General features: G+C 66.5%; 22 protein-coding genes, 1 tRNA gene and 1 pseudogene. 14 read left to right on the top strand and 10 right to left on the bottom strand.

The features are described 5' to 3' along the window. Positions 1–12: 12 nt before the first annotated feature. From ADK86_RS43485 to ADK86_RS43480, 3 genes are all read left to right on the top strand, one after another. Entirely contained in the window at positions 13–915 is a 903-nt protein-coding gene (locus ADK86_RS43485; protein ID WP_159394018.1) for a hypothetical protein, read from the top strand. 1,675 nt (positions 916–2,590) lie between these two features. Continuing rightward, complete coding sequence (locus ADK86_RS41680; RefSeq protein ID WP_159394017.1) at positions 2,591–4,180, top strand: alpha/beta hydrolase; 1,590 nt, start codon at positions 2,591–2,593, stop codon at positions 4,178–4,180. Between the two features lie 217 nt (positions 4,181–4,397). Beyond that, on the top strand, positions 4,398–4,745 hold the full coding sequence (locus ADK86_RS43480; RefSeq protein WP_159394016.1) for a hypothetical protein: 348 nt from the start codon (positions 4,398–4,400) through the stop codon (positions 4,743–4,745). Positions 4,746–4,865: 120 nt separating this feature from the next. Here the strand turns inward: ADK86_RS43480 and ADK86_RS45805 are convergent, their stop codons facing one another. Beyond that, the gene (locus ADK86_RS45805) at positions 4,866–5,243 is read right to left on the bottom strand and encodes a UTRA domain-containing protein (RefSeq protein WP_159394015.1); all 378 of its coding nucleotides are present in this window, start codon (positions 5,241–5,243) and stop codon (positions 4,866–4,868) included. Continuing rightward, positions 5,201–5,770, bottom strand: a complete 570-nt coding sequence (locus tag ADK86_RS32825) for a GntR family transcriptional regulator (RefSeq protein ID WP_053699883.1) — start codon at positions 5,768–5,770, stop codon at positions 5,201–5,203. The genes ADK86_RS45805 and ADK86_RS32825 overlap by 43 nt, the downstream gene beginning before the upstream one ends. A 412-nt stretch (positions 5,771–6,182) precedes the next feature. Here ADK86_RS32825 and ADK86_RS32820 point away from each other — a divergent pair, with 412 nt between their 5' ends. Both ADK86_RS32820 and ADK86_RS32815 read left to right on the top strand, forming a co-directional pair. Then, positions 6,183–6,944 (top strand): GntR family transcriptional regulator, encoded by a 762-nt coding sequence (locus ADK86_RS32820; protein ID WP_053699882.1) that lies wholly within the window; start codon positions 6,183–6,185, stop codon positions 6,942–6,944. A gap of 43 nt (positions 6,945–6,987) precedes the next feature. Further along, positions 6,988–7,911: an FkbM family methyltransferase gene (locus ADK86_RS32815; protein WP_234346164.1), complete on the top strand. Its 924-nt coding sequence runs from the start codon at positions 6,988–6,990 to the stop codon at positions 7,909–7,911. A 61-nt stretch (positions 7,912–7,972) separates the two neighbouring features. Here ADK86_RS32815 and ADK86_RS43475 read toward each other — a convergent pair whose 3' ends face one another. The 4 genes from ADK86_RS43475 to ADK86_RS32800 all read right to left on the bottom strand — a co-directional run bounded on the left by ADK86_RS43475 (position 7,973) and on the right by ADK86_RS32800 (position 12,817). Continuing rightward, positions 7,973–8,701: a hypothetical protein gene (locus ADK86_RS43475; RefSeq protein WP_234346163.1), complete on the bottom strand. Its 729-nt coding sequence runs from the start codon at positions 8,699–8,701 to the stop codon at positions 7,973–7,975. Between the two features lie 665 nt (positions 8,702–9,366). Continuing rightward, positions 9,367–10,587, bottom strand: coding sequence for a putative T7SS-secreted protein (locus ADK86_RS32810; protein WP_053699881.1), 1,221 nt, complete (start codon positions 10,585–10,587; stop codon positions 9,367–9,369). 707 nt (positions 10,588–11,294) lie between these two features. Next, positions 11,295–12,044, bottom strand: coding sequence for a glycosyltransferase family 2 protein (locus ADK86_RS32805; RefSeq protein WP_031190480.1), 750 nt, complete (start codon positions 12,042–12,044; stop codon positions 11,295–11,297). Positions 12,045–12,046: 2 nt separating this feature from the next. Next, positions 12,047–12,817: a GntR family transcriptional regulator gene (locus ADK86_RS32800; RefSeq protein ID WP_107088625.1), complete on the bottom strand. Its 771-nt coding sequence runs from the start codon at positions 12,815–12,817 to the stop codon at positions 12,047–12,049. Here ADK86_RS32800 and ADK86_RS32795 point away from each other — a divergent pair. The 6 genes and pseudogenes from ADK86_RS32795 to ADK86_RS45800 all read left to right on the top strand — a co-directional run. Continuing rightward, positions 12,809–13,918: pseudogene (locus ADK86_RS32795) on the top strand (cell division protein FtsK); the annotation flags it as partial. The gene ADK86_RS32800 and the pseudogene ADK86_RS32795 sit on opposite strands and share 9 nt — an antisense overlap. A gap of 139 nt (positions 13,919–14,057) precedes the next feature. After that, entirely contained in the window at positions 14,058–14,309 is a 252-nt protein-coding gene (locus ADK86_RS32790; protein ID WP_031190474.1) for a hypothetical protein, read from the top strand. A gap of 27 nt (positions 14,310–14,336) precedes the next feature. After that, complete coding sequence (locus tag ADK86_RS32785; protein ID WP_031190473.1) at positions 14,337–14,525, top strand: hypothetical protein; 189 nt, start codon at positions 14,337–14,339, stop codon at positions 14,523–14,525. Between the two features lie 9 nt (positions 14,526–14,534). After that, positions 14,535–15,140: a hypothetical protein gene (locus ADK86_RS32780; RefSeq protein ID WP_053699880.1), complete on the top strand. Its 606-nt coding sequence runs from the start codon at positions 14,535–14,537 to the stop codon at positions 15,138–15,140. A 3-nt stretch (positions 15,141–15,143) separates the two neighbouring features. Next, positions 15,144–15,545, top strand: coding sequence for a hypothetical protein (locus ADK86_RS42725; RefSeq protein WP_053699879.1), 402 nt, complete (start codon positions 15,144–15,146; stop codon positions 15,543–15,545). 483 nt (positions 15,546–16,028) lie between these two features. Further along, positions 16,029–16,649 (top strand): tyrosine-type recombinase/integrase, encoded by a 621-nt coding sequence (locus ADK86_RS45800; protein WP_420718894.1) that lies wholly within the window; start codon positions 16,029–16,031, stop codon positions 16,647–16,649. Positions 16,650–16,699: 50 nt separating this feature from the next. Here ADK86_RS45800 and ADK86_RS32760 read toward each other — a convergent pair. Then, positions 16,700–16,773, bottom strand: a tRNA-Thr gene (locus ADK86_RS32760). 177 nt (positions 16,774–16,950) lie between these two features. Here ADK86_RS32760 and ADK86_RS32755 point away from each other — a divergent pair. The 3 genes from ADK86_RS32755 to ADK86_RS32745 all read left to right on the top strand — a co-directional run bounded on the left by ADK86_RS32755 (position 16,951) and on the right by ADK86_RS32745 (position 19,608). Beyond that, positions 16,951–18,087, top strand: coding sequence for an ABC transporter ATP-binding protein (locus ADK86_RS32755; protein ID WP_030592419.1), 1,137 nt, complete (start codon positions 16,951–16,953; stop codon positions 18,085–18,087). Positions 18,088–18,435: 348 nt separating this feature from the next. Further along, on the top strand, positions 18,436–18,855 hold the full coding sequence (locus tag ADK86_RS32750) for a hypothetical protein (RefSeq protein WP_030372937.1): 420 nt from the start codon (positions 18,436–18,438) through the stop codon (positions 18,853–18,855). 30 nt (positions 18,856–18,885) lie between these two features. After that, positions 18,886–19,608, top strand: a complete 723-nt coding sequence (locus ADK86_RS32745; protein WP_053699876.1) for a nucleotidyltransferase family protein — start codon at positions 18,886–18,888, stop codon at positions 19,606–19,608. 146 nt (positions 19,609–19,754) lie between these two features. Here the strand turns inward: ADK86_RS32745 and ADK86_RS32740 are convergent, their stop codons facing one another. From ADK86_RS32740 to cysS, 3 genes are all read right to left on the bottom strand, one after another. Beyond that, on the bottom strand, positions 19,755–21,392 hold the full coding sequence (locus tag ADK86_RS32740; protein WP_199834518.1) for a DoxX family protein: 1,638 nt from the start codon (positions 21,390–21,392) through the stop codon (positions 19,755–19,757). A 296-nt stretch (positions 21,393–21,688) separates the two neighbouring features. Next, the gene (gene rlmB, locus ADK86_RS32735) at positions 21,689–22,642 is read right to left on the bottom strand and encodes a 23S rRNA (guanosine(2251)-2'-O)-methyltransferase RlmB (RefSeq protein ID WP_030592409.1); all 954 of its coding nucleotides are present in this window, start codon (positions 22,640–22,642) and stop codon (positions 21,689–21,691) included. 230 nt (positions 22,643–22,872) lie between these two features. Beyond that, positions 22,873–24,267: a cysteine--tRNA ligase gene (gene cysS / locus ADK86_RS32730; protein ID WP_053699874.1), complete on the bottom strand. Its 1,395-nt coding sequence runs from the start codon at positions 24,265–24,267 to the stop codon at positions 22,873–22,875. Positions 24,268–24,314 lie beyond the last annotated feature (47 nt).

Below are 24,314 nucleotides of genomic sequence, written 5' to 3'. Positions count from 1 at the left end.
CAGGATGGGAAGATGCGTGCTATGCACCTTGCGGATCAGATTTCCGTGGCGTTACCGGGATGGGCACCACCGGCACTCATTGGCGCAGTAATCAGCGCTTTTGTGGCAGTACTGCTTTGGTACCTGAACGTCCGCCGCGAACCAACGAAGCGCATTACCTGGGAAGCTCGAACCCAATCCAGTATTGTATCCATAGACCCCGAGTTCCGCCAGCAGGTCGACATTTCCTACGCTGGCAAAAATGTCAGCGACCTTTGCGCTATAAAATTCAAGTTACGAAACACCGGCAACAGAGTTATCAAGGATCACAAAATCCGGTTCCATTTCCCTGGAGACTCGGAAGTACTAGAGGCCCGCTTCTCACCACACCCCGAGCAAGAACTCAACGCCTCACTCCTACAGACAAGCACGGATAAAACCGTTGAACCCGGAGAACTTAGCTGCTCCATAGGGCACCTAGAAGCCGGACAGGAGGTGTCCTTGGAGATTCTAGCAGCAGGGAACGAAGCGAAGGACTGGACAGCGCATTCGCACAACACAGAGGGGGATGTGCAATTTCGCGAGAAGTCGACGGAACGCACCACTAGCGACTTCCAAATTATCACGTGGTTCCTGGCGCTGACTCTAACGCTAGGAGCGCTCCCCTCCATCATAGAAGCTTTTGCACCCGAGCTGTTCAGTGCGCAGGCCGAGGCGATCATGCGAGTAGTCATTTTTGCTGCTCTGCTTGCGCTAACACCTAACACTCTCCGGTCCATCCTGAGGGAGTTGAGGAAGGCGCGCTCGACCGACACATCAACTATCCATGTGAGCGGCGACAGGAGCTCCGTCATCTACAACGCTCAATCGGCTTCATTGGGCACCGCTCGCATAACCCAAGCCCCTCAGGAGACAGAAACGCATACAAGTGCGTAGCACCCCACTAGCATGCGCTTTGTGCAAGCATTGCCGAGCGGCGGGATCAGGAGTGGGCGCACAGTTTCGCTGACCTTACACCGGAGTTCATCGCTTCCCCACGGCGCATGATTGGTCGGGCGGTCGCCGCTCTGGCTCGGTGGTGGACCTGCGAGCGGAGCTCCACTGGACTCACACCGTTAACTACGCCTTTGCCTCAAGGTTCACGAAGCCGGGCTATCCCGCTCCGACCGAGGGTGGTCGAAGTTCGGTACCACCGGCAAGATCGTGCTCCACCCTCGCGCTCAGATCGATGACCGACGAGGTCTGTGGCTGAACGGTGCCGAGCACTTCTGGAGACAAAACCCGACCTGTCTGCTGACAACCGCTACTGGTAACCGTGGCTCGTCCTGACGTCTACCAGGCCCGGGGCTCCGAGGCTCAGGAGCTCGAGAATTGCTCGCCTTCGAGCAGGCCACAACGACTTCCCCAAGGCTGCGGTCCATAGGCAACCCCGGACTGACCAAGCATGGCCCTGGCCCAACAACGCTTGCCTTCATGCGCCCTCGCGAGCACCTGCGTCGTGGCAGAGGCGAACCGTACTCCAGGTATCCACTAACCAGTGCCTACACCGCGAGCGCCGTCGCGGACGAGACAGCCGGTCGCCCCTCGCGCCTGGAGACAACTCAGCCAACGCACCGCCTAGCAGCTGCTGCACCACCCTCCTAGGCTCGTGGCTAGGCCCCTCCGACCGCTGCCAGAAGACCGGTCGCCCCTGGCAGCCATCCCGCAGGACTCTGGGCGCTACCCGCTCGATGGCGGAAAAGAGAAGTTCAGGCCCCTTTGTCTTTCTGGGGCAAGCCGTTGGCCAATGACGTTCGCCACGTCTGCATGGGCCGAAAGTAACCTTGTTGGCAGGCCCGAGGGGCTTCGGCTCTGCCGTCTAAGGGGTGCGGTGGGCCGATTGGTAGCGTGACCTTGCGTTGAGTCACTGGGGAGGGGACACACAATGTCGGATCAATTGTCGGTCCAGCCTGATTTGCTACGCGCTTCGGGGCGTGCTCAAGAAGGCATAGCTAACGATGTCAAGAAGCCATGCGGTACTGCCATCAGCGATACCACCGCAGCTGCCGGAGCCGTCGAGGGTTGGTCCGTCGCATCGGCACTGCACATGATCAGCGAGACCTGGAAGCCCGCTCTCGACGGGTTGCATGAACGTCTGCTGTGGGGGTCAGGCAATCTCGCCGACACGGCTGACAAGCATGAGTGGAACGAAGACATGGTCAACCAGGACTTCGAAGACTTCGACGGCGACATGTCGGGCGTCATCATGTCGGCTCCCGCCTCAGGAGGCCCTCCCGGTGCTGGCAGCCACGCCTCTGGTCCGCACACGCCGGCCCGAGGTCTCCCCGACCCGAACAGTCCGGTAGTTGACGAGTTGCCTCGCTTGGGAGCGGCTGGGAAGGACACCCTTCCCCCTGTCTTCGCGGAACCGGGGCGCCCTAGCGGTGTCGACTCAGCCCAAGCTCGAACCGCTGAGTACCAGCCGCCGCCGGCCGGCACGCCCTTGCCCAGTGCGGACGACATGTTGCACGCCAAGCCCGCGATGCCCACCTATCAGCCGGACGGCGTATTCGCGGAGCCGGGACAGGCCGGCACTCCGACTCCTGCCCAACACAACCCCTTTGGATAGGCCTTGGCTTCCGATTACGCACGTCTGCTGAAGCAAGATTTTTCCGACATGAAGGCCGCAGCCAAGGCATGGCAAGTGGTGTCTCGCGAGATGGACACCGCATTCGACCAACATCGCACAAAGGTTACCGGCCCGCTGCACTCGGCCTGGCAGGGCAAGGACGGAACGGCTGCTCTGATCTTCCTCGAAGACGTCGAGACCCGCATCAACGTGGTCCGTGTCGAAGCAATGACCATATCTAAAGCGATCGACACAGTTCGTTTCCGTATGGAGCAGGCCCAGACGGACTTGCGTAATGCTGTACGCAGCGCTGAAGCAGAAGGATTCATCGTCAACGACTCCGGTGGCGTGGCAGAAGCAGCATGTGAAGTGAACCCGGACGCTGAGGCCAGGGCCAAGCTGGAGCGGATGAAACACTTCCAGGATGAAATCAATGACGCCTTGAAAGACGCGCAAAAGGCCAGCGATGACGGACAGAAGGCGTTGTCCGAGCTGCGCGGAGAAATCCTTGACCGCAAAAACAAGGGTATGGCATCCGAAAGTCGCGCCGACACGCAAGAAGCCATGAAAGATCTGGGGATCAAGGGCCCGCAAATACCCAAGGACCCAAAAGACGCTGCGGCATGGTGGAAGGGGCTCGACGAGGCGTCGCGTCAAGAGTACGTCGACTTGTACCCAAAGCAAATAGGGAAGGCTAACGGCCTCCCGAGCGGCGTCCGAGATGATGCGAATCGGATCGCCCTTGAACAGGACCTCGGTATGGCCATCGCGAGCGATCAGGCTGTTCCGGGCATCCCGGAGTACAAGCACAACCTTCAGACCCTGAAGGAAGAGCTCGACAGAAATGACGGCGCCAAGGGCAACAAGCAGCTATACCTGCTCGACTTCGAAGGAGCCGATGACGGGAAAGCCGTAATCGCTATGGGAAACCCGGACACGGCTGATAATGTGGGTGTGCAGGTTCCCGGCACTGCTACAACGATGGACTCCACCAGAGGCCAGTTGGCACGCATAGGAAAGCTTCAGGATTCGGCCCAAAGCGCCGATCACTCGGCAGAGACATCGATGATCTATTGGCTGGGATACGACGCGCCGGAAGTTCCTCTCGCGGAAGCTCCCAACTTGGGCATCGCCGGCACAGGGCGTGCCGACGAGGCAGCTCCCCACTTGCGAGATTTCACACACGGTTTGCGCGCATCACATGAAGGCCCGGAACGAGCGAATCTGACGGTCCTCGGGCATAGTTACGGGTCCTCTGTCGTGGGCGACGCCGACGCTGGTGGTGACGGGCTTGATGCAGACCGCATTTCTGTCGTCGGCAGCCCGGGAGTAACCGTCGGCAAAGCATCCGACTTGCACGTCGGCGCCGATAACTTCTACACAGGACTCGCTGACGACGACCACATCAGTTTGGCGCAAAACCTCACGCTTGGCCGTGACCCCAACCAATACGGATTCGGTGGTACGCGCTTCGCTACCGACACTAGTGGGCACAGCGGCTACTGGGACGAAGGAAGCCAGAGCCTAGCCAATCAAGGAGCGATCATTGCTGGCCTCACTCCAACAGATACGCTCCCCAACCCCTTGTGGTGACCAAAAAAATTCGATGCGAGACCCCATCGTGAGGAACAAATCACCTCGGAACAGGTTCCGCCTGCTTGCATTGGTAGCTTCGATCACTTTCCTAACTGGAGCTTGCGTGACTCAAAACTCACAGGACGACCCTAACCGGCCACTGCCCAGAAAAAGTCGGGAGGACTCTGAGGCGTGGGCCAAACAGTACGTCTCGGCGATGGCGCACTACGCTGGGGTGACACTGGACACCGCCACGGCCCCTCACGTTGACTTCCAAGACTGCGTCGGTCGTAACGATGAGGTGGCGGATGATGGACGCTACACGTTGAAGTACACCGCATATGCGAATCTTCCGCTAGCAGACCACGTAAAGGCCGTCGGCAAACTCCGCGAAGCACTGGAAAAAGACGGTGAAGTGAGAATCACTGCATACGAGGAGAAGCCCCGGGTTATTCTTTATGGCCATCATTCTAAAGAGAAGTTCGACATCATCGCTGACAGCGTGAAGCCTCCCAATACCCTACGCCTGTCTGTCGGCACGCCCTGCTTTCTCCCTCCGGGAGCGAAGCAGCAAAGGTTCTGAGCGGCCACCTGTACCCGCGTTTGAAACGAAGCGATTTTGTAGGGCTGAATGCCGAAGTAGAGCGCTTCGGGAATCAGACGTGATGACGGCAGACTGCTGTACATCTAGCTGGTCGAACTTTTAGCGCTTCCGGCTCAACTCTGCGTTCTCAGGTTCGCGGAGAGCGGCTTGTTGCACTCTGAAGTGCGCAGCTATTCGTAAAAGGGCCGTACCGAGGGGCTGCTCTCGGTACGGCCCCTGTAGAAGATGCTGGTTCAGCAGGGCTGGCCCGCGCGTGCGGAGTGGGTGGAGTACCGCCGCTACTCGGTCTCCTGACATCACCAGGTCAGCTGTCTCCACCACCTCGCCTCGGGTATCGATCGATGTGCGCTGAATCGCGATCACCGCCACACCGGGGGCGATGCCCAGTTCCACCGCTTCCTTCGCGCTCGGGGGTCTCGCCGTAAGGCGTTCGACTACATGGTGTAGCTCGATGCCGACCTTGGACAGCCAGTCCACGTACGCGTCCCCCAGGGGGAAGAGTCACTGGTCACCACCACCGGAGTCGGGGGCACCATCGGATGCAGCAGGTAGGAGCGCACGATGCTGTACGGAGCTTCGTCCTTGGGACGCCGGCCGCGGTAGGAGAACTCAAGCAGCCGCGTCTCGACCTGAACGTTCATACGCGACGCCAGTTCGTCGTTGGCGCGGATCTCGCAACAGCTGACGGTGACCTCTGGGGCATCATCGAGAGCGCGTTTCAGCGAAGAGCCGGCAGGGCTGGGAGACTGCGCGGCTCGGAGGGTCCGGTCATTTACGTACTCGACCTTTTGGCCCGTCGCTCGGACGAAATTACCCCGGCCGTGGCGCTTCTCGATCAGCCCCTCCGACTGCAGAACGTTCAGCGCGTGCCGCACGGTCGGCAAGCCGACACGGTGGTGGAGCGCAAGGGCACTCTCGGAAGGCAATCGCGCCGCGGCGGGCAGGGCGCCGTCCTCGATTTGCTTACGCAGGTCCGCGGCGATCTGCTCGTACCGATTAGCCATGCGGGGTCACCGCCTCCTCGGACTCGGGCGCAGGGGATCTCCTCGTGTCGGCATTCACGGGCACACGTCCTCATCGCGTCTGTTGGGAGCTGTCCGACCCGGCATTGTCCAGACGAGGGCCCACGCGGTGAGCCCGTGCTCGTTCCCCCGGAGGCCGAATCGGTCAGCGCGGTCTAATGCGGCAAGGAGGGCCTGCCAGCGAGCCGGGGACGGCTCGTCGGGCACCTTGGTCACGACGTGGATCCGGGTGAGGCGCCGGTGCACGTGTGGTTCGTAGCCGGCGGCAGTGAGCCGTGCCGCGATGTCCTGCGCTCGGGATGCGGGTGCAGGCACGGCGGGCCCTCCATTGCAGATGGATCACTCACTGTGAAGCTGGTTAACTAGGCTAGAGCTAGTGGACTAGATTTGCCACATGCCTGAGCAGCCTCCGTACCTCGCCGTCGCTGACCGGCTCCGGCAGAGCATCGCCAACGGCGACTGGTCCCCCGGTGACCGGCTGCCGTCGCGCGCGCAGCTCGCCGGCGAGTACGGGGTCGGAGACAACGTCATCCGCCGCGCGCAGGAACTGTTGATTGCTCAGGGCCTCTTGGAGGGGCGGGCTGGTTCCGGAACCTACGTGGCGGAGCCACGTCAGAGACTGCGCATGGTCCGGTCCTGGTCGCGGGAACAGCGCGACGGGTCGCCGTTCCGCGCCGACATGGCCGGGCTCGGGAAGCGCGGTACTTGGGAGCACAGCACCGAGGCGAAGGTCCCCGCCCCTCGTGAGATCGCGTCGCGGCTCGGTATCGCCGAGGGAGACCTGTGCGTCCGTACGGCGTACGAGTTCCTCGCCGACGGGAAGCCGGTGCAGCTGTCGACCAGCTGGGAGCCGTACAGCATCACCGAGGGCACGATCGTGGTGCTGCCCGAGGGCGGACCGTACGCCGGCCGAGGCGTCATCGAGCGGATGGCCGCCATTGGCGTGACGATCACTCACGCCGTCGAGCAGCCGGAGCCCCGGCGGGCCACCGCCGCGGAGGCGAACCTCCTCGGCATCCAGAAGAGCGCGCTGGTGACTCATATCCGGCGTACGTACATCTCGGAGGACGGCCGGCCGGTCGAGACGGCGGACATCGTCGTACCGGATGCGTACTGCGAGATCGTTTACGAAGTCCCCATCGAACGTCGTACGTAGGGTGATCCGAACGGCCGCCGGCTCGACCTCTTCGGGGACTCAGGTGACTTCTTTACTCACGCGGTTCAAGCTCGACCTCTCCCGCTGGTACGTGCGCTACGCCCCCGGCACTCTCGGCAAGGCCGGCATTGTGGACGGCTTCCTCAATTCCGAGCTGCGTGACCATCCGCGTATCCGCCGGGCCCGTGCGCGCTTCGGCGCGACGTTCGTGACCGACACCCAGGACCTGATCCAGCGGTACATCTACCTTTTCGGGGTGTGGGAGCCGCATCTGACGCGTTGGCTTGAGCGCCGACTCCGGCCTGGCGACGTCTTCGTGGATGTGGGCGCGAACATCGGCTATTACAGCCTGCTCGCCTCGCGATTGGTCGGTGAGAAGGGGGCTGTGGTTGCTCTGGAGGCGTCCCCTGACTTCCACCGGGTGCTGCTCAAGCAGGCGGCGATCAACGGGTGCGGCAACGTGCGTGCGGTGAACACCGCGATCTCCGACCGGGACGAGATGCTCACGTTCGTCCTCGCGAGCTCTCACAACATGGGGGCGAACAGCATCGTGCCGTATGCCGGCGAGGCCGAGTCCACCTTCGAAGTGGCTGCTCAGCCGCTGTCGGGCGTCCTCAGCTCTGGGGAGATTGCCCGAGCGAGGGTGATCAAGGTTGATGTGGAGGGAGCTGAAGGCGCTGTTGTCCGAGGGCTGGTCCCATTGCTCGACCAGCTTCGGCCCGATGCCGAGCTGGCGATCGAGGTGACACCGCAGCGGATGCTTGAGCTGGGGGATTCGGCCGACGAACTGCTGGGCGCGCTGAGGGCGAACGGATTCCACATGTACCGCCTTCAGAACGACTACGCCGCTGGCCGCTACCCAGCAGCCTTGCGCCGCGCATCAGAGGTCCCGATCCGGTGGCGTGAGCCGATCACCGACGAGAGCGAGTTGCTCTTTTCCCGCGTTGACGCTGAATACTTGCCGTAGTTTCAGGGCGTGTAGCCGCTCCGATGGCCCAGCAAAACATCAACCCGACTTCACCAAGGCTTCAGCCGAAGGGCGTCGCGGGTGTCTTGCCCTCAGCGTGTGACGCACCGGGCAAGGGCTGCGCCCGCGGTGAGGGCACAGGCGAGCTCGGAGAGGTGGGCTGTGGGCCTCCCTCGGGCAGAGTGTGGTCCGGCTCGTCGAACGTCACGCTGTTCAGCAATGCCACGATGTCGGAGCAGTATGCGTCCCAGTGGCCCTCACACGGCGTCGTGAAATTGAAGGAGACGAGACACTGCTCCTGGCTCTCTACGCCCTCTGGTACGGGAAGGTACACCTGCATTTCTGCCATCGGCAGGTTCAGCTCTTCTCCCGATTCTGATGTCTCAGCGGGGATCACGAAGCCGTTTACGCCAGTCAGCACAGCAGCTGGGCCGACAGGCGTATCGAGTACGGTTCCAGCCCAGGCATCTCCTCGTGCGGCGATCAGGGATCGCACCATACCGTCTGCCGCCACTGCCGCATCTCCGAACGCGAAGGGCGTTACCGTAACAAGCAAGGTTCCGAGGGACAGTTCACCTTCGTAGGCGCGCAGGCAGGTGCCCGCGTACAGCGTCCCGGACTCTTCGAGTGCCTGCGACACCTTCTGCAGGTTGCTCACAAGGTTCTCGTAGAATACGGGCCTCGCTTCGAGCGCTTCCCGTGACACGCGCGAGATAAGTTCCTCTCGCGCTTCCTCAGGAGTCATCCCTATAGGGATTTCCGTGAAACCGGCAGGTGCGATGAATTCCAACTCTAGCTTCCCATCTGGTCATGGCGCGGACTCGCAGGGGGAGGGGAAGGGGGCGGGACTGGGAACTGGGCTGCCTGCTGACGACGGAAACGGTCAAGCAGACGCAGATTCCTTTGGTGCCAGTTTCTCGTGTACCGCGGTCCGAGAGTGGCCCCGGCCAGGCACAGAATGCCCAGGATGCAGGCGCCTATTGCGACCGGCACCGTCTCACGAACGGCCCACGCCAGTGCGAAGAACCCGGCGGCGAGGACGCAGCACACGGTGATCAGCTGAGCCGGGTGCCACCCCTCGTAAGCCTTGACCTGCCTCTGGGCACGCGCAGCTTGCTCAGGGTGGATCAGTGGCGGGTTGGCGGCGGACAGAATATGAGGAACGCTCCCTGGCCCTGACCATGGCTGAGTGACGGCGCTCCACGATCCGGCCGCCCGCACGCGATCCAGTGTCGCTTGGGCACGTTGCCGGGCTGCCGGACTGTCGTCACGGGTGAAGAGAAGACGACGCTGCCCTCGTCCGTACGGCTCATCGGTACTGAGCGCATAGCCCAACTCCGCGCCGATCCAGGTAACCCGGTCCGCGCGCATCGCCCCGTACCCGGTGAGGACGACTTCGACAGTCGGGCTTCCGTCAAATTTTGCCGCTACCGTCTCGTCTTTCATGCCCTTCCCTCACCCGCCGTCAGAGGCGTCCTGGTCTTTCGCGCTCCCCTTTTTCCACGCGTTCTCCAGAGCAACCAACATGGGGCCACCGCCACCGGGAATCCCCAGCTCCATGGCCTGACGACGGTTTGTCGGCTTGAAGTTCTCGAACACGGACGGGTCCCCGAACAGCCCTGCCCAGGAGTCGACCAGCCCGAAGTTGGAGGCTGCGTCCGCCGTACGGCTCTTGAGGATCGCGGTGCCCAGCTTTCCTCCGACGCGAACGGCGCCACCGAACGGAATCGTGCCCAACCCGTCTTGTATCAACGTCCGGTTCGACACTACGTCTTCGCCACCCGCCATACGAGCGGTGCCGTGCAGCACGAGCGCCCCTGCCGCGAACCCGGACGACATGACCTCCAGGCCGGCAGCCAGCGGCCCGAGAACGATCTCGGAGGGAGGGAAGACGAGCCCGAGAGCAGCGACGCCCACTCCGGCGGCGCCGATGATGGCACTGACCGTAGACAGGACGTCGCCGACAGCAGCGATGGCATTGGCGTGGTTCTTCACCCAATCCCAAGCCTGATGGGCCAGAAGGGAATTGGCCTCGGCCAGTGATTTTATGGCGTCGCCGATTCGGTCCAGCAATCCTGGTTCGTCGGGGGCTGCTTCGGAGGCTTTGCGTACGGCCTCTGCGATCTTTTCCGCAGCCTCGTCATGCTGGTGCTTGAGCCGCTTCGCGTCCTCGATGAGCGTATTGAGAGAACTCCTGGCCGCATCGAGCTCTTTTACCGCCTGGTTCAGCCGCCGCTCGGCACTGTGCAGCTCTTCATCGGTGTCGAATGTCTGCCCTGCCAGCCCCAGGCTCGGGTTCTCCTCCGCATCCCGCACACGCGAACGGGCGGTTACCGCACGGGCCTCCAGGTCCGCTGACCGGGACTTCATGCTCGACAACTTCGCGGACCACTCATTGAGCTGGTAACCGCAGTCATAGAAGCTTTGAGTCGCAGAGTCGACCAGCTTCGGCAGTTCTTTCACCTTCGCGGAAAACGCGTCCGCGGCAAGCCCGCTCCACTTATCTCCGCCACGGGTAATGGAGTTCAGGGTCTGCCAGACCGAACTCAGGTTTCGGTGCGCCTCGAACGACTGGTCCGCGAGTGCGCGCACCGCCGAGAGGCTGCCGGGGGATGGATCGAACCCGAGTCCCGGAAACCCTGCCGCCTCGGAAGGTATCTTTCCGCCGCCGCTCATGGATTCCCTTACCCGAAGACTCGCGATGCAGAAGTGGACGCTGAACGCGCCGGGGACGACGCAGAGGTAGCTCCCCCGCTCCCCTTTGCGAACGCCTGTTGAATTCCCGTCTCGCACGCTCGGTAGGATTCTGCAGTTGCATCTATTGATCCGCGTATGGAGTTCGCCAGCTCGGCGATCTGCCCGATTCCGTACTTCCACTTCGACTGGAAGTCCGAACAAGCGGAGTCCAAAGAGCCATGCCCTAGCTGCCCTGCGGTAGCCTGATCCATCTTGCGCGTCACGGTCCGCATTCCGGTGACACTCTCGTCGAGCTTCCGCGAGATGGAGCCGAGTTCATGCACATCGACTTTGAAAGTCCCCGGCAAGAGAGCCCTCCCCCTTTCTCCTGCACCTACCTGCCGTACGGACTCAGCAGCCTAACAGTGACAAGATCCCGGCCCGGCGGAGAGGGTGGAACCATTACCCCGTCTTAACAGGGGAAGCGGCGCGATTGGGAGGCGTGGCTATAACGCCGGGCGGCACCGGCAGCAAGGGCCAGGAGGCCATGGGCCTATCACCAGCCTGGCCCCAGGCAAAGCTAAATGGCCACCGCGACATGGCATTGTCGTGCCGACATCAGGACGTGGCGGAGCGGAATAACGAAGAGCGGCTGTTCGGGGTGAGCTTCACCCCGAACAGCCGCTCCACGGTCGTAACTATGCGGTTCAGTAGCGCCAATCGCTCATCGCCGCCAGAACCCGAGCCCGAGCCTCCACTACCGCGAACCGCGCCTCCCGCTCCCCTTCATGAACGTGAGCCGCCTGGTTAGTCGCTTGCCCTGGCCACTTCCGGTACAACAGCCCCGTCTCGGCGGAGAAGTGCCCGCGGCTGACCGCGCTCAGGGCCATCAGGAGGCCCGTGTCCTCGCTCGCCGGCAGGGCCATCCAGCCGCCCAGTGCCAGGAGCAGGTCGCGGCGCATGAAGAGGGTCGCCGGGTGGACCTGGGCGCGGTAGTTGTGGGCTTTCCAGTGTTGGAGGACGGCACCGCGTTCGATCGGGCCCTCGGGCGGGTCCTGGTCGAAGCCGACGGTGGAGCCGTCGGGGAGGAGGTCCAGCACGCGGGACGTGGCCCAGCCGAGCGTCGAGTCGGACGTGAGGGCCTGGAGGTCGCGTGCCAGGGCACCCGGGGTCAGCATGTCGTCGGCGTCGAGCACCTTGACGTACTCGCCCTCGGCGCGGGACAGGCCCAGGGTGCGGGCGACCGCGGCGCGGCCCTGTCGGCCCTGGCCGAAGGAGATGCGCGGGTCGTCGGGCAGGTGGGGCGTTACGCCGTCGGTCTCGCCGTCCTCCTGGATCACCCACTGCCAGTCCCAGCCGTCCGGCAGTTGCTGCTCGGTCAGCGACTTGTACGCGTCGGCCAGGAATTTGGCGGCCGGCGGGTGGACGGCCGTGATCACCGTGATGAGGTTCGTCATCGTCACCACCGGTCCAGGCGGGTCGTGAACACCAGCTCGGTGCGGTCGCCGGGCATGATCACGTCGGAGACGTCCACCACCCGTCCTTCGGTGTCGATGGAGATCTTGCGGAGCACGATCACGGAGACGCCCTTCTGGAGGCCGAGCTCCTCGGCCTCCTCTGATGTCGGAGGCCGGGCCGTTATCCGCTCGACGATGTGGTCGAGCTCGATGCCGATGGTGCACAGCTGGCTCTGCGTGCCACCCGGCCACGGCTCGTTGGACTCGTCGAGAAGGTCGGGGTTGGCTGCCACCACGTCGTAGACGAGGTGCGAGCACACGAGGCTGAAGGCCGCGTCTTCGTCGCGCGGGTAGGTGCGGTAGACGCGTTCGAGCAGACGGGTGCCTACGGGGACGGCGAAGGCTGCGGCCAGGTCCTCGTCGGCCTTCGTTTCGCGGTACCGGGCCTTGAAGACGAGATCGGAGACGGTGAGTCCGGTGTCGTGCTCGGTGGCGCCGGTCTGCTCGCGCTCGTTCTGCGCCGCGCGCGCCCGGTCCTTCTCCCACTGGTGACGCTCGTTGGTGCGCTCCACACGCGGCGGGGGCTTACGGACGAAGTTGCCGACCCCGTGCCGCTTGTCGATCAGCCCCTCGGCCAGCAGTTCACCCAGCGCGTCGCGCATCGTCGGCACGCTGGTCTTGTACTGCTTCGCGAGTGTGGTCTCCGCCGGCAGACGCTCTCCCGGCTTCAGGTGGCCTGCGCGGATGTGCTGACGCAGCTCGTCAGCGATCAGCGCGGGCGGTGGGTCGCGCAGTCCCTGATGTACATCTCCGGCATCATCGGCGCCGTCCCCAGGATGGGGAAAACCTTCCTCCTCCGGCTGCTCCTGCTCATCGCAGGCATGGACCCACGCGCCGAGGTACACGCATACGACCTGAAGGGCACCGGTGATCTATCGGCCCTCGGCCGCATCGCGCACCGCTACCGGGCCGGCGACGACGAGCAGGACATCGCGTACGCCCTGGCGGACCTGCGGGAACTGCGGACCGAGCTGCGGCGCCGGGCCAAAGTGCTGCGGAACCTGCCGAAGGACATCTGCCCGGAGTCGAAGGTCACCTCGGCGCTGGCCGACATGAAGCAGTACGGGCTGCACCCCATCGTGGTCGGCGCCGACGAGTGCCAGGTGTGGTTCGAACACCCCAAGTACGGGGCGGAGATCGAGGAAATCTGCACCGACCTCGTGAAGCGCGGCCCCGCGCTGGGGATCACTCTGCTGCTCGCCACTCAGCGGCCGGACTCGAAGTCGCTGCCCACCGGCATCAGCGCGAACGCCACCGTGCGGTGGTGCCTGAAGGCCATGGGCCAGATCGAGAACGACATGGTCCTGGGCACCGGCTCGTACAAGCGTGGCATCCGCGCCAACATGCTGGCCTGGGCCGACAAGGGCATCTGCTACTTCGTCGGCGAAGGCGCGGACGCTCGTATCGTCCACGCCGTCTACATCGACGCGCCCACCGCGGACGTCATCGCCCTGCGCGCGTACAAGCTGCGCAAGGAAGCCGGCACGCTCTCGGGCCATGCCCTCGGTGAGGACCCTGCGGCCGACGCGTCCGCCTCCTTCGATCTTCTCGCGGACATCCTCGCGGTCACAAAGGCCGAGGAGCCCAAGCTGTGGAACGAGGTCGTGGTGACCCGCCTGGCGGAGCTGCGCCCCGATGCCTACGGCGGGTGGGGGGCGGAGCAACTCACCGCGGCTCTCAAGCCGTTCGGTGTCCCGACGGGTCAGGTCTGGGGTAAGACCGAGGACGGCCGGAAGGCCAACCGGCGCGGCATCGAGCGCGCCAAGGTCACCGCAGCAGTCGCTGAGCGTGACGGATCGCGAGTCGCGAGCTAGCCGTGAAACGTCGCTGGACCTAGCAGTCCACCCTGCTAGGTCTAGCGGCCCCGCTAGCGATCAAAACAATCCCTGATCAGGCTGCTAGTCCCTAGCGGCCTTCCCTCTGCATGTCCGGAAACGGCCCTGGAGGCCCGTGATGACCCCTGCTCTGGCCGCTATCACCCTCATCCTCTTCTTCACGCTGTGTTATGCCGTGCTCTGCGCGATCAGCCCGTTCGGCAACTGCCGCAAGTGCAGCGGTTTCGGCTTCCACTTCAAGACCGACCGCAGGGGACGACTGAGGCCCGGCAAGGTCTGCCGGCGCTGCCGCGGCGACCGCAAGCGGATACGCGTCGGCCGCCACCTCTACAACCTCGCTGCCCGCATCCACCGCGACGGCACGCGCTGACCGTTCACTCCGCCGAAGGGAATCTCGATGGCCATCACCGTCTCGCTCGTCGCCCTGTTCGGGCTCGTGCTGTTCTTCCTGCTCCGCTCGAAGTCGCTCAGCTACGGCGCGGCCTTCATCGCCGTCATGTTCGGCTTCTACCTTGCCGCGACCGGCGCCGCCGCCCCCATGAACCAGCTCACCAACGCCGTCGTCGACGCGATCCGCAACCTCTAAGGAGGGGCCATGTACACCGCACCGACCGCGCGGCATTGGCTCGCCGCAGCCGCCCCCAAGGCCGCGCCCGTCATCGCTACGTCGACGGTCCTGGCCCTGGCCCGCATCTGGAACGCGAACGGCGCCGAGCACTCAGCCGGCAACGCCTGGCTGATGGGCGTCCTCTCCGCCGCTGCCGCCGCGGCAGGCGCCGTCTCCTCCCTCGGTTACAGCAGCGACCCGATCATCACGGGCACCGCGTTCGGTGCCTCCGGCGCTCTCGCCCTGGCGGGGGTGGCCGCGTATTCCGACGGCTGGTCGCTGCCACTGCTGCTCTGGGCCATCGCCACCGTGATCGCTTACGCCCTCGCCCATCGCCACTGGCGCGTGGACCGCCGGGAGACCGCCGCGTACGAGCGTCGCCTTACCGAGAAGCGCGAGGACCATGCCCACATCGAACGTATCGAAGCCATGCGCGGCCAGACCCAGATCACCGTCGCTCGCGAGCAACATGCCTACGCGGCCAGTCTCGCTGCCGCCATCACGGCCCGCGCTTCCCTCCCCGACTTCGATGCCACGGCTCTCGCCCAGGCCGGGCTTCCCGAGTTACCCAGCGCCTGCATGACGGAGGACTGATACATGCCCAACCCGCACCACAGCGCCGCCCCGGACGCCCCCGGGAGCATCACGGCGTACGACGACGCCCCGACCGTCCTCGCCGAGATGCGCTGGGTCACCGACCAGGTGGCAGCCCGCCCCTCCGGCACCGGCCTCAGCCGCGAGTTCTGGCTCTGTAAGGCCGCCCTTCTGGACCGCATCGCACTCAAGGAATCGGCGGAGTGCACGCCGGCGGACGCCGCGGAATCCAACGCCACCGCGGCCAAGGCGGCTCACCGGCTCGCCCAGTACGACCGCGAGCGCGGCGGCGGCCCGCTCGGCACGACCAACGGGCCGTTCCCGCCGGACTCCCCGGTCTGGCACCCGAGCTACCGCCCGTACGTACGCCAGGAGTACGCGGCCTGGCTCCGTATGACGCGCTGAACCACCCCTCAGACACGCCAAGGCGGCGGCACTCCCGTGCAAGGACACACCGCCGCCCTGGCTCTCCCTGACCGTCCCGAAGGACCGACCAGGAGCACCAAGCATGACACCTGAGCCCCCGCCTGCGCAGTACGGCACCAAGCCGCAAATGTGGGACGACTACTGGTCCAAGACCCGCAACGACATCAGCCGGCACATCGGAAAGCATCGCCTCGACCGCCTCCGCCCCGACCACCCGTACCAGCTCCCACCGGCCTGCTGGCGCAGGGGCACGCACCGTCCCACGTACTCAAGGTCCACCGGACGCTGTCACGCGCCTCGAAGATCGCCCACCGCCGCGAACTGATAGGGCGCAATGTCGTCACCCTCGTAGACACTCCCTCGGTGGAGGAAACAGAGGCCAATGCCTTCACCCAGGAGCAGGCGAAGGACTTCCTGAGGACCGCAGCCAAGCGGCGTACCGTCCTCCTTTAGGGATTCGATATCGGCCTCGCCGTTCGACAAGGCGAAACGCTGGAACTCCGCTGGTCATACCTCGACCTGGACACCGGCGAATGCCGTACGGAATGGCAACTCCAGCGGCTCACCTGGCGGCACGGGTGGGCGGACCCGCACGCGTGCGAAGCGCGCCGGCACCGCTTCGACGCCTGCACTCGGCACAGGAGCTACAAGCGAAGCTGCCCCAAGCCCTGTGCCAAGAACTGCACCAAGCACGCCAGCATCTGCCCCGAACGGAGAGGCAGCGGCCTCGTATTCGCCCGCCCGGACGGGCGCCCGATCGACCCACGGGACGACTGGGAAAGGTTCAAGGAGATCCTGGCGGAGGCCGGGATCAGTGACCGTCGGCTGTACGACGGCAGCCGCCATACAGGCGGCACGATTCTGAACGAGCTGGGCGTCGACATGCGCACGATCATGGAGATCATGGGGCACACCCACCTGAGTACGACCCGGCGCTACGTGCAGTCGACGGACCCACTGGCACAGCAGGCCGCGCGTCGGATCGGTGAGGCGCTGTGGCCGCAGGCCGGGAAAACTGAGACCAGGGCTGAGACCACGAGCACGAAGGACGCACGGGCCCGGCGCCGCCGCCGGATCAAGTAGCGGCAGAAAGCCCCAGGTCACCGCTGATGACCCGGGGCTTTCGCGCGTTGAGCCCCCTGTCGGATTCGAACCGACGACCTACGCTTTACAAGAGCGTTGCTCTGACCAGCTGAGCTAAGGAGGCGTGCCTGGTGAAGTGTACCCAGGGTCGCAGCCTACCTGGCGCCGCTATTTCGTGACCCGCGGGCTACTGACACCGGGCGTCGGCTCGGGTACCGTCACGGGCAGTCCTCAGCAGTGGACTACACCACTCCTTTTACTCGGATCGTCCGGCACGTTCCTGCCGGTGAAGGGACACATCATGGCTACGGTCACCTACGACCAGGCAACCCGGATCTACCCGGGTTCCGAGAAGCCCGCCGTCGACAAGCTGGACATCGAGATCGAGGACGGCGAGTTCCTCGTCCTGGTCGGGCCGTCCGGATGTGGGAAGTCGACCTCGCTGCGGATGCTGGCGGGGCTGGAGGACGTCAACGACGGTGCGATCCGGATCGGGGACCGGGACGTCACGCACCTGCCGCCGAAGGACCGGGACATCGCCATGGTGTTCCAGAACTACGCGCTCTACCCGCACATGACCGTCGCCGACAACATGGGCTTCGCGCTCAAGATCGCGGGTGTCAACAAGGCGGAGATCCGGCAGAAGGTCGAGGACGCGGCGAAGATCCTGGACCTGACCGAGTACCTGGGGCGCAAGCCCAAGGCGCTCTCCGGTGGTCAGCGCCAGCGGGTGGCCATGGGGCGCGCCATCGTGCGCGAGCCGCAGGTGTTCCTCATGGACGAGCCGCTGTCCAACCTGGACGCGAAGCTGCGCGTACAGACGCGTACGCAGATCGCCGGTCTGCAGCGGCGCCTCGGGATCACCACCGTGTACGTCACGCACGACCAGGTCGAGGCCATGACGATGGGCGACCGGGTGGCCGTACTGAAGGACGGGCTGCTCCAGCAGGTCGACTCGCCGCGCAACATGTACGACCGGCCCAGCAACCTCTTCGTCGCGGGCTTCATCGGATCGCCAGCGATGAACCTCGTCGAGGTGCCGATCACGGACGGCGGTGTGAAGTTCGGCAACAGCGTCGTGCCGGTCAGCCGGGAGGCGCTGGCCGCCGCGGCCGACAAGGGGGACCGTACGGTCACCGTCGGCGTCCGCCCCGAGCACTTCGACATCGTGGAGCAGAACGGCAGCGCCGCCAAGTCGCTCTCCAAGGAGGCCGCGGACGCGCCGGCGGGCCTGGCCGTCACGGTCAACGTGGTCGAGGAACTGGGTGCCGACGGGTACGTGTACGGGTCGGCGGTCGTGGGTGACGAGCACAAGGACCTGGTCGTACGTGTCAACGGGCGGCAGGTGCCGGAGAAGGGCACCGAGCTGCACGTCGTGCCGCGGCCGGGTGAGACGCATGTCTTCTCTACGTCGACGGGTGAGCGGCTGAGTGACTGAGCCGGCGGTGCTACGTGGCCGAGCCGCCGCCGACCCACCGCGGCTGAGTGGCCGAGCCGCCGCCGAGCGGCCGGACCGCTAAGTAGGTGAGCAGTCGGCCGCCGCGGAACCAGCGACCGGACGGTCCAGCGGCCCCTTCCCTACGGCGGTGCCGACCCTTCGGGGCCGGCACCGCCGTCCCATCGCCCCAGGAGCCGGCCCCACCAAGCCCCCCTTGTCGACAAATACCCCGGCACAGCCGTCATTTCGAGCCCGTACGTCAACATCGCGCACGTTGAGAGAGCGAAAATATCGCTCGATTCGGTGACTAAATGTCGCCAAATCATCACTACTCGCTACCATCGCCCCGTGAACTCCGCAGCCCGCCGTATCGGCCGAACCCTCGCCCTCGTCCTTCCCGTCGTGCTCGTCCTGTCCGGGACGCTCGCCGTCACCCGCGTCCCATGGGCGTCGCCCGGGACGGACTCGCAGATGCTGACCGCGTCCTCCGAGAACGCCTCCACCAAGGCCGGTTCCCGGGCGCCACAGGACGTGCTCCGCGACCGGCTCCTGGTGGAACTCCAGGACAAGAACCCCGGTGTCGCCCTGACCCACCTCCAGGAGGAGACCACCAAGCGGCCCTCGCTGGCCAAGCACTGCATGGCCATCGCGCGCGCCCTGGGCCGTGCCGCGGTCGCCAAGTACGGCGGTGCCACGCACCGTGCGCAGGCATGGTCCCGGCCGGTCTGCGATACGTCGTTCGCCACCGGCGTCGCCTCTGTCCAGTGACCCCGGCTCGCACCGCATAGGGTGCGAACCATGACAGCCCCGTACCCGCACCCCACGCAGGCCGTGGTCCTGGCCGGAGGCCAGGGTTCGCGACTCCGCCCGTACACCGACGACCGTCCCAAGCCGATGGTCGAGATTCCCGGCACCGGAACCCCGATCATCGGCCACCAGCTCGCCTGGCTGGCCTCCGAGGGCGTCACGGACGCGGTCGTCTCCTGCGGCCACCTGGCCGAAGTGCTCCAGGACTGGCTGTCCCAGGCACAACTGCCCCTGAATGTCACGACCGTTGTCGAGACCGAGCCGCTCGGTCGCGGTGGCGGTCTGAAGTACGCCGCCGCCTCGCTGCCCCGGCCGGAAGAGCCCTGGTACGCGACCAACGGCGACATCTGGACCCGCTTCTCCCTGCGCGAGATGGCGGACTTCCACCATGAGCGCGGCGCGGACGCCACCCTCGCGCTGGCCCGGCCGCGCATTCCCTGGGGCGTCGTGGAGACCGACGAGTTCGGCCATGTCCTCGACTTCATCGAGGCGCCGCCCTCCCCTTACCTGATCAACGCCGGTGTGTACGTCTTCTCCGCCGCCTTCACCGGGCTGCTGCCCGCGCGCGGGGACCACGAGCGCACCACGTTCCCCCGCCTGGCCCGCGAACGCCGACTGGCGGGCTTCCCGCTGCCGCATGGGGCGTACTGGCGGGCCATCGACACGGCCAAGGACCTGACCGAGGCGGCCAAGGAGTTGGGGGCGCGGGCCTGAGCGGAAACGCGCCTGAGCTCCCGTACGTACGGGTGGCCCCGCGGCGTACAACGAACCAACGGACCGCCCCCACAGCTGTTGCCGTAGGGGCGGTCCGTCGTTTCCAGCTCAAGAGGCGTATCCAGCTCAAGTAAGGGCCAAAGCCCTCACCCCAGCAACCCGCCCAGCGTGCTCCCCCGACCCCTGCCGCTGCTGGAGCTGCTCGAACCGCTCTCGCTCGCGCCTCCGTCGGCGCCGCCGGCGGTGCCGCCTACGGAGGGGGCCTGGGGGGTCGTCGCCGGGGCCCGTGTCGGTACGGACTGCCGCGGCGGCGTGCCGTTGGACGTGCGGCCGGGCTGCTGCGCCGTCCCGGTGACGCTGCCGGTGGCGCGCGCCGTGCCGGGGGCCGAGGCCGACGGGGCCTTGGACTTCGGGGAGCCCGCCTTGCGCGAGGCGTCGGCCGACGGCTTTCCGGGGTGCTTCGGCGTCTTGCCGGGGCGTCCGGGGCCGGGGTGCCCCTTGGTGCCGCCGCGCTCGGACCGCTGGGGCAGCGGCGAGCCGGGCAGGTTGTTGATCGCGGGCTCGCCGGGCTTCGGTACGGACGGCACCGTGGCGGACCGTACGGCACCGCCCAGCAGCGACCCGGCCAGCAGCGTCAGACCGGCGATCACGGCCGTCAGGACAGCGCCGCGGCGCAGTACCCGGCGCCGCAGGGCCCACAGCTCGACCCGCGGGCCCAGCCGCCGCCACGCCTCCCCGGCCAGCCTGGCGTCCATCGAGTAGACCGGCGCGCCCGCGATGATCAGCGGGCTCCAGGCGGCGAGGTAGATGATGTCCGGGGCGTCGTAGACCGGTACGGTGCGCCAGCTGACCGTCATCAGGAGCGTGGCGGACAGCAGCGCGCCGAACGACGCGGCGACCCGCTGCCACAGCCCGCACATGGTCAGCACGCCGACCACGACCTGGAGGAAGGCCACGGTCAGGCCGGCCCCCACCGGGTGCGAGAGCGCGAAGTCGCGCAGCGGCGCCACCAGCGACCACGGGTGCAGCGACTGGAGCCACTTGACCATCGAGCCGCGCTCGCCGCCGTCGAAGTAGACGGGGTCGCAGAGCTTCCCCATGCCCGCGTACACGCTGATCAGGCCGAGGAAGATGCGCAGCGGCAGCAGGACGACGCCGAGGTTCATCCGGTGGCCGGGGTAGTAGGCGTGGCGGATCGTCTCGCCGCGCCGCTTGGGCCCGTCGTCGTGGGGTTCGTACGCGGCGTCGTCGTCCGCGTACGGCGGTTCGTCCTCGTAGTGGTCGTAGGCGCCGGTGGTCGGGCGCACGCCCTCCAGCAGGGTGGTGTCCGCGTCCACGGGGCCGCGCTGGCCGACCACGGTCGAGGACGGGCCCGCGGGGCCCGCTGCGGGCTGCTCCTCGTCGAGCCGGACCCTGGGCAGGACCTGGGTCGTGGTGCCGGCGTCCTCGCCCCGCTCGGCGGTGGTGCGGCCGGAGTTCCGTACGGCGTGCAGGAGTTGGCTGGTGGCCGCGGTCGTGCCGCCGGGTTCGGTGCGGCCGCTCCACACCACGGGCGCGCGGCGTCTGCCCACCACCGGCTCCCGGACCACGGGGATGCTGGCGGTGTCGGCCAGGGCGCTGCTGGTTGTGGCGGGCGCGGCGAGCTGCACACGGAAGCTGGCGTGATTGACGATGACCTGCGCGGGATCGCACGGCACCTTGACCGAGCTCAGCACCGGCTCGTCATCGAAGCCCGGCGAGCGTCCCCCCGTAGGCGTGCGGGGTGTTCTGGTGTCCACGCTCATCTAACCGAGTGACCCGCGTTTAAGACACTGCTTCGACCGCGCCGATCTGTCCGAGGCCCGTCAAAGGGAGGGCGGGATCACCCGGGATCACCGGCGGTCGCGCGGGCGGCCTCCGCATGGCTGCGGGGAGGCCACTGCCGTACGGGTTGCGACGTACGCCGCCGCCGAACAGCCTTCCGGGTGATGGTTCGGACGTACGTACGAGAGTGGATGGGGTGGTACGAGGCGAGCCGGGGGCGGGAGGACCGGCGGGCAGGGGCTCGGCTGTGAGCCGCCCGCCCGCGCGCCTCACCACCTCACGCGCGCCGGCGCGCCGCCTCCCACAGGACCACGCCCGCCGCGACACCCGCGTTCAGCGACTCGGCGCCGCCCGGCATCGGGATGCGTACGCGTACGTCGCAGGTCTCGCCGACCAGCCGCGACAGGCCCTTGCCCTCGCTGCCGACGACGATGACGACCGGCCCGTCCAGCACCTCCAGGTCCTGGAGCTCCATCTCGCCGTCCGCCGCGAGGCCCACGACGGTCATGCCCGCCTTCTGGTAGCCCTCCAGGGCGCGCGTCAGGTTCGTGGCGCGCGCGACCGGCGTACGGGCCGCCGTGCCCGCCGAGGTCTTCCACGCGCCCGCCGTCATACCGGCGGCGCGCCGCTCCGGCACGACCACGCCGTGCCCGCCGAACGCGGCGACGGAACGCACCACGGCACCGAGGTTGCGCGGGTCGGTGACCCCGTCCAGCGCGACGATCAACGGGTCCTCGCCGTCGTCGAAGGCGGCGGCCGCCAGGTCCTCGGGGTGCGCGTACTCGTAGGGCGGCACCTGGAGGACGAGGCCCTGGTGGTTGAGCCCGTTGGTCATCCGGTCGAGCTCGGGGCGCGGCGCCTCCATCAGGTTGACGCCGCGGTCGGCGGCGAGCTGCAGCGCCTCGCGCACCCGCTCGTCGTTCTCGATGAACTGCTGCACGTACAGCGTCGTCGCGGGCACGCCGTCGCGCAGCGCCTCGAAGACCGGGTTACGGCCGACGACCAGCTCCGAGGTGCCCTTGGCGCCGCCGCGGCGCGGGGCCGGGCGCCGGTGGGCCGCCTGCTTGGCCTTGGCGTTGGCGACGCGGTTCTTCACATGTCCCTTGCGCGCGGACGCGGGCGGGGTCGGGCCCTTGCCTTCCAGGCCCCGGCGCCGCTGGCCGCCGCTGCCGACCTGCATGCCCTTCTTGTTGGACGTGCGGCGGTTCCTGCGCTGGCTGTTGCCGGCCATGGGTCACCTGTCTCTTCACTGCTCTCGACGTCTCGCGACGTGGAGTGGATACGTACGTACGGATGTGTGCCTGGTGTGCCGGGCCCAGATGTGTTGTGCGCCCGGCGCGTGTCTGCAAGAAGTGTCGCCTGTAGGCGGCCGGTACGGCCAACCGGCCGGTGCGGCGAGCCGCTACCGACCGGTTGCCGTGGACGCCTGCCCCGAGCGATGCCTCAGGAAGACGATCGGCCTCAGGACAGCGACCAGCGGGGCCCCGAAGGGGTGTCCTCGATGGCCAGGCCGGACTGCTGGAGCTGGTCGCGGATGGCGTCGGCGGTCGCGTAGTCCTTACGGGCGCGGGCCGCCTGGCGCTGCTCCAGGACCAGCCGGACGAGCGAGTCGACGACGCCGTGCAGGTCCTCGCCGCGGTCCGTGCCGCCGCCCGACCAGTGCTCGTCCAGCGGGTCCAGGCCCAGCACGCCGAGCATGGCGCGGACCTCCGCCAGGCGCGCGACGGCCGATTCCTTGTCGTCGGCGGTCAGCGCGGAGTTTCCCTGCCGGACGGTGGTGTGCACGATGGCGAGCGCCTGCGGGACGCCGAGGTCGTCGTCCATCGCCTCGGCGAAGGCCGGCGGCACCTCGGCGGCGGGCTCGACCGGGCCGGCCTTCTCCACCACGCGCTGGACGAAGCCCTCGATCCGCGCGAACGCGGACTCGGCCTCGCGCAGCGCCTCCTCGCTGTACTCGATCATCGAGCGGTAGTGCGGGGTGCCCAGGTAGTAGCGCAGCACGATCGGGCGCCAGCGCTTGACCATCTCCGAGACCAGCACCGAGTTGCCCAGCGACTTGGACATCTTCTCGCCGCTCATGGTCACCCAGGCGTTGTGGCACCAGTAGGCGGCGAAGTCGTCGCCGTACGCCTTGGCCTGCGCGATCTCGTTCTCGTGGTGCGGGAAGACCAGGTCGACGCCGCCGCCGTGGATGTCGAAGGCGGTGCCCAGGTACTTGTGCGCCATGGCCGAGCACTCCAGATGCCAGCCGGGACGGCCGCGGCCCCAGGGGGTCTCCCAGCTCGGCTCGCCCGGCTTCGCCGCCTTCCACATGGCGAAATCGCGCGGGTCGCGCTTGCCGGTCTCGCCCTCGCCGGAGGGCTGGAGCAGGTTGTCCAGCTCCTGGTTGGACAGCTCCAGATAGCCCGGGAAGGACCGTACGTCGAAGTAGACGTTGCCGTCCGCCGCGTAGGCGTGACCGCGGTCGATCAGGCCCCGCATCATTTCGATCATCTCGGGGATGTGGCCGGTCGCGCGCGGCTCGTTCGTGGGACGCAGGCAGCCGAGCGCGTCGTAGGCCGCATTGAAGGCGACCTCGTTCTCGTAGCCGATCGCCCACCACGGACGGCCCTGGTCGGCGGCCTTCGTGATGATCTTGTCGTCGATGTCCGTGACGTTCCGGATGAACGTCACGTCGTAGCCGCGGTGGAGGAACCAGCGGCGCATGATGTCGAAGTTCAGCCCCGACCGGATGTGCCCGATGTGCGGTGCGGCCTGCACGGTCGCGCCGCACAGGTAGATCGAGACACAGCCCGGCGTGAGCGGGGTGAAATCACGAGTCTGCCGGGCGCTGGTGTCGTACAGGCGAATAGTCACGCATCAAGGGTAGTCCGAACCGGACAGTGCCCCGCGACCCCTGGGGT

It is taken from the genome of Streptomyces sp. NRRL F-5755 (genome assembly GCF_001279365.1).
Classification (GTDB): Bacteria; Actinomycetota; Actinomycetes; order Streptomycetales; family Streptomycetaceae; genus Streptomyces; species Streptomyces rimosus.
Note: the sequence above shows the minus strand (reverse complement) of the source record. Positions and strands in the feature narration are given on the sequence as shown.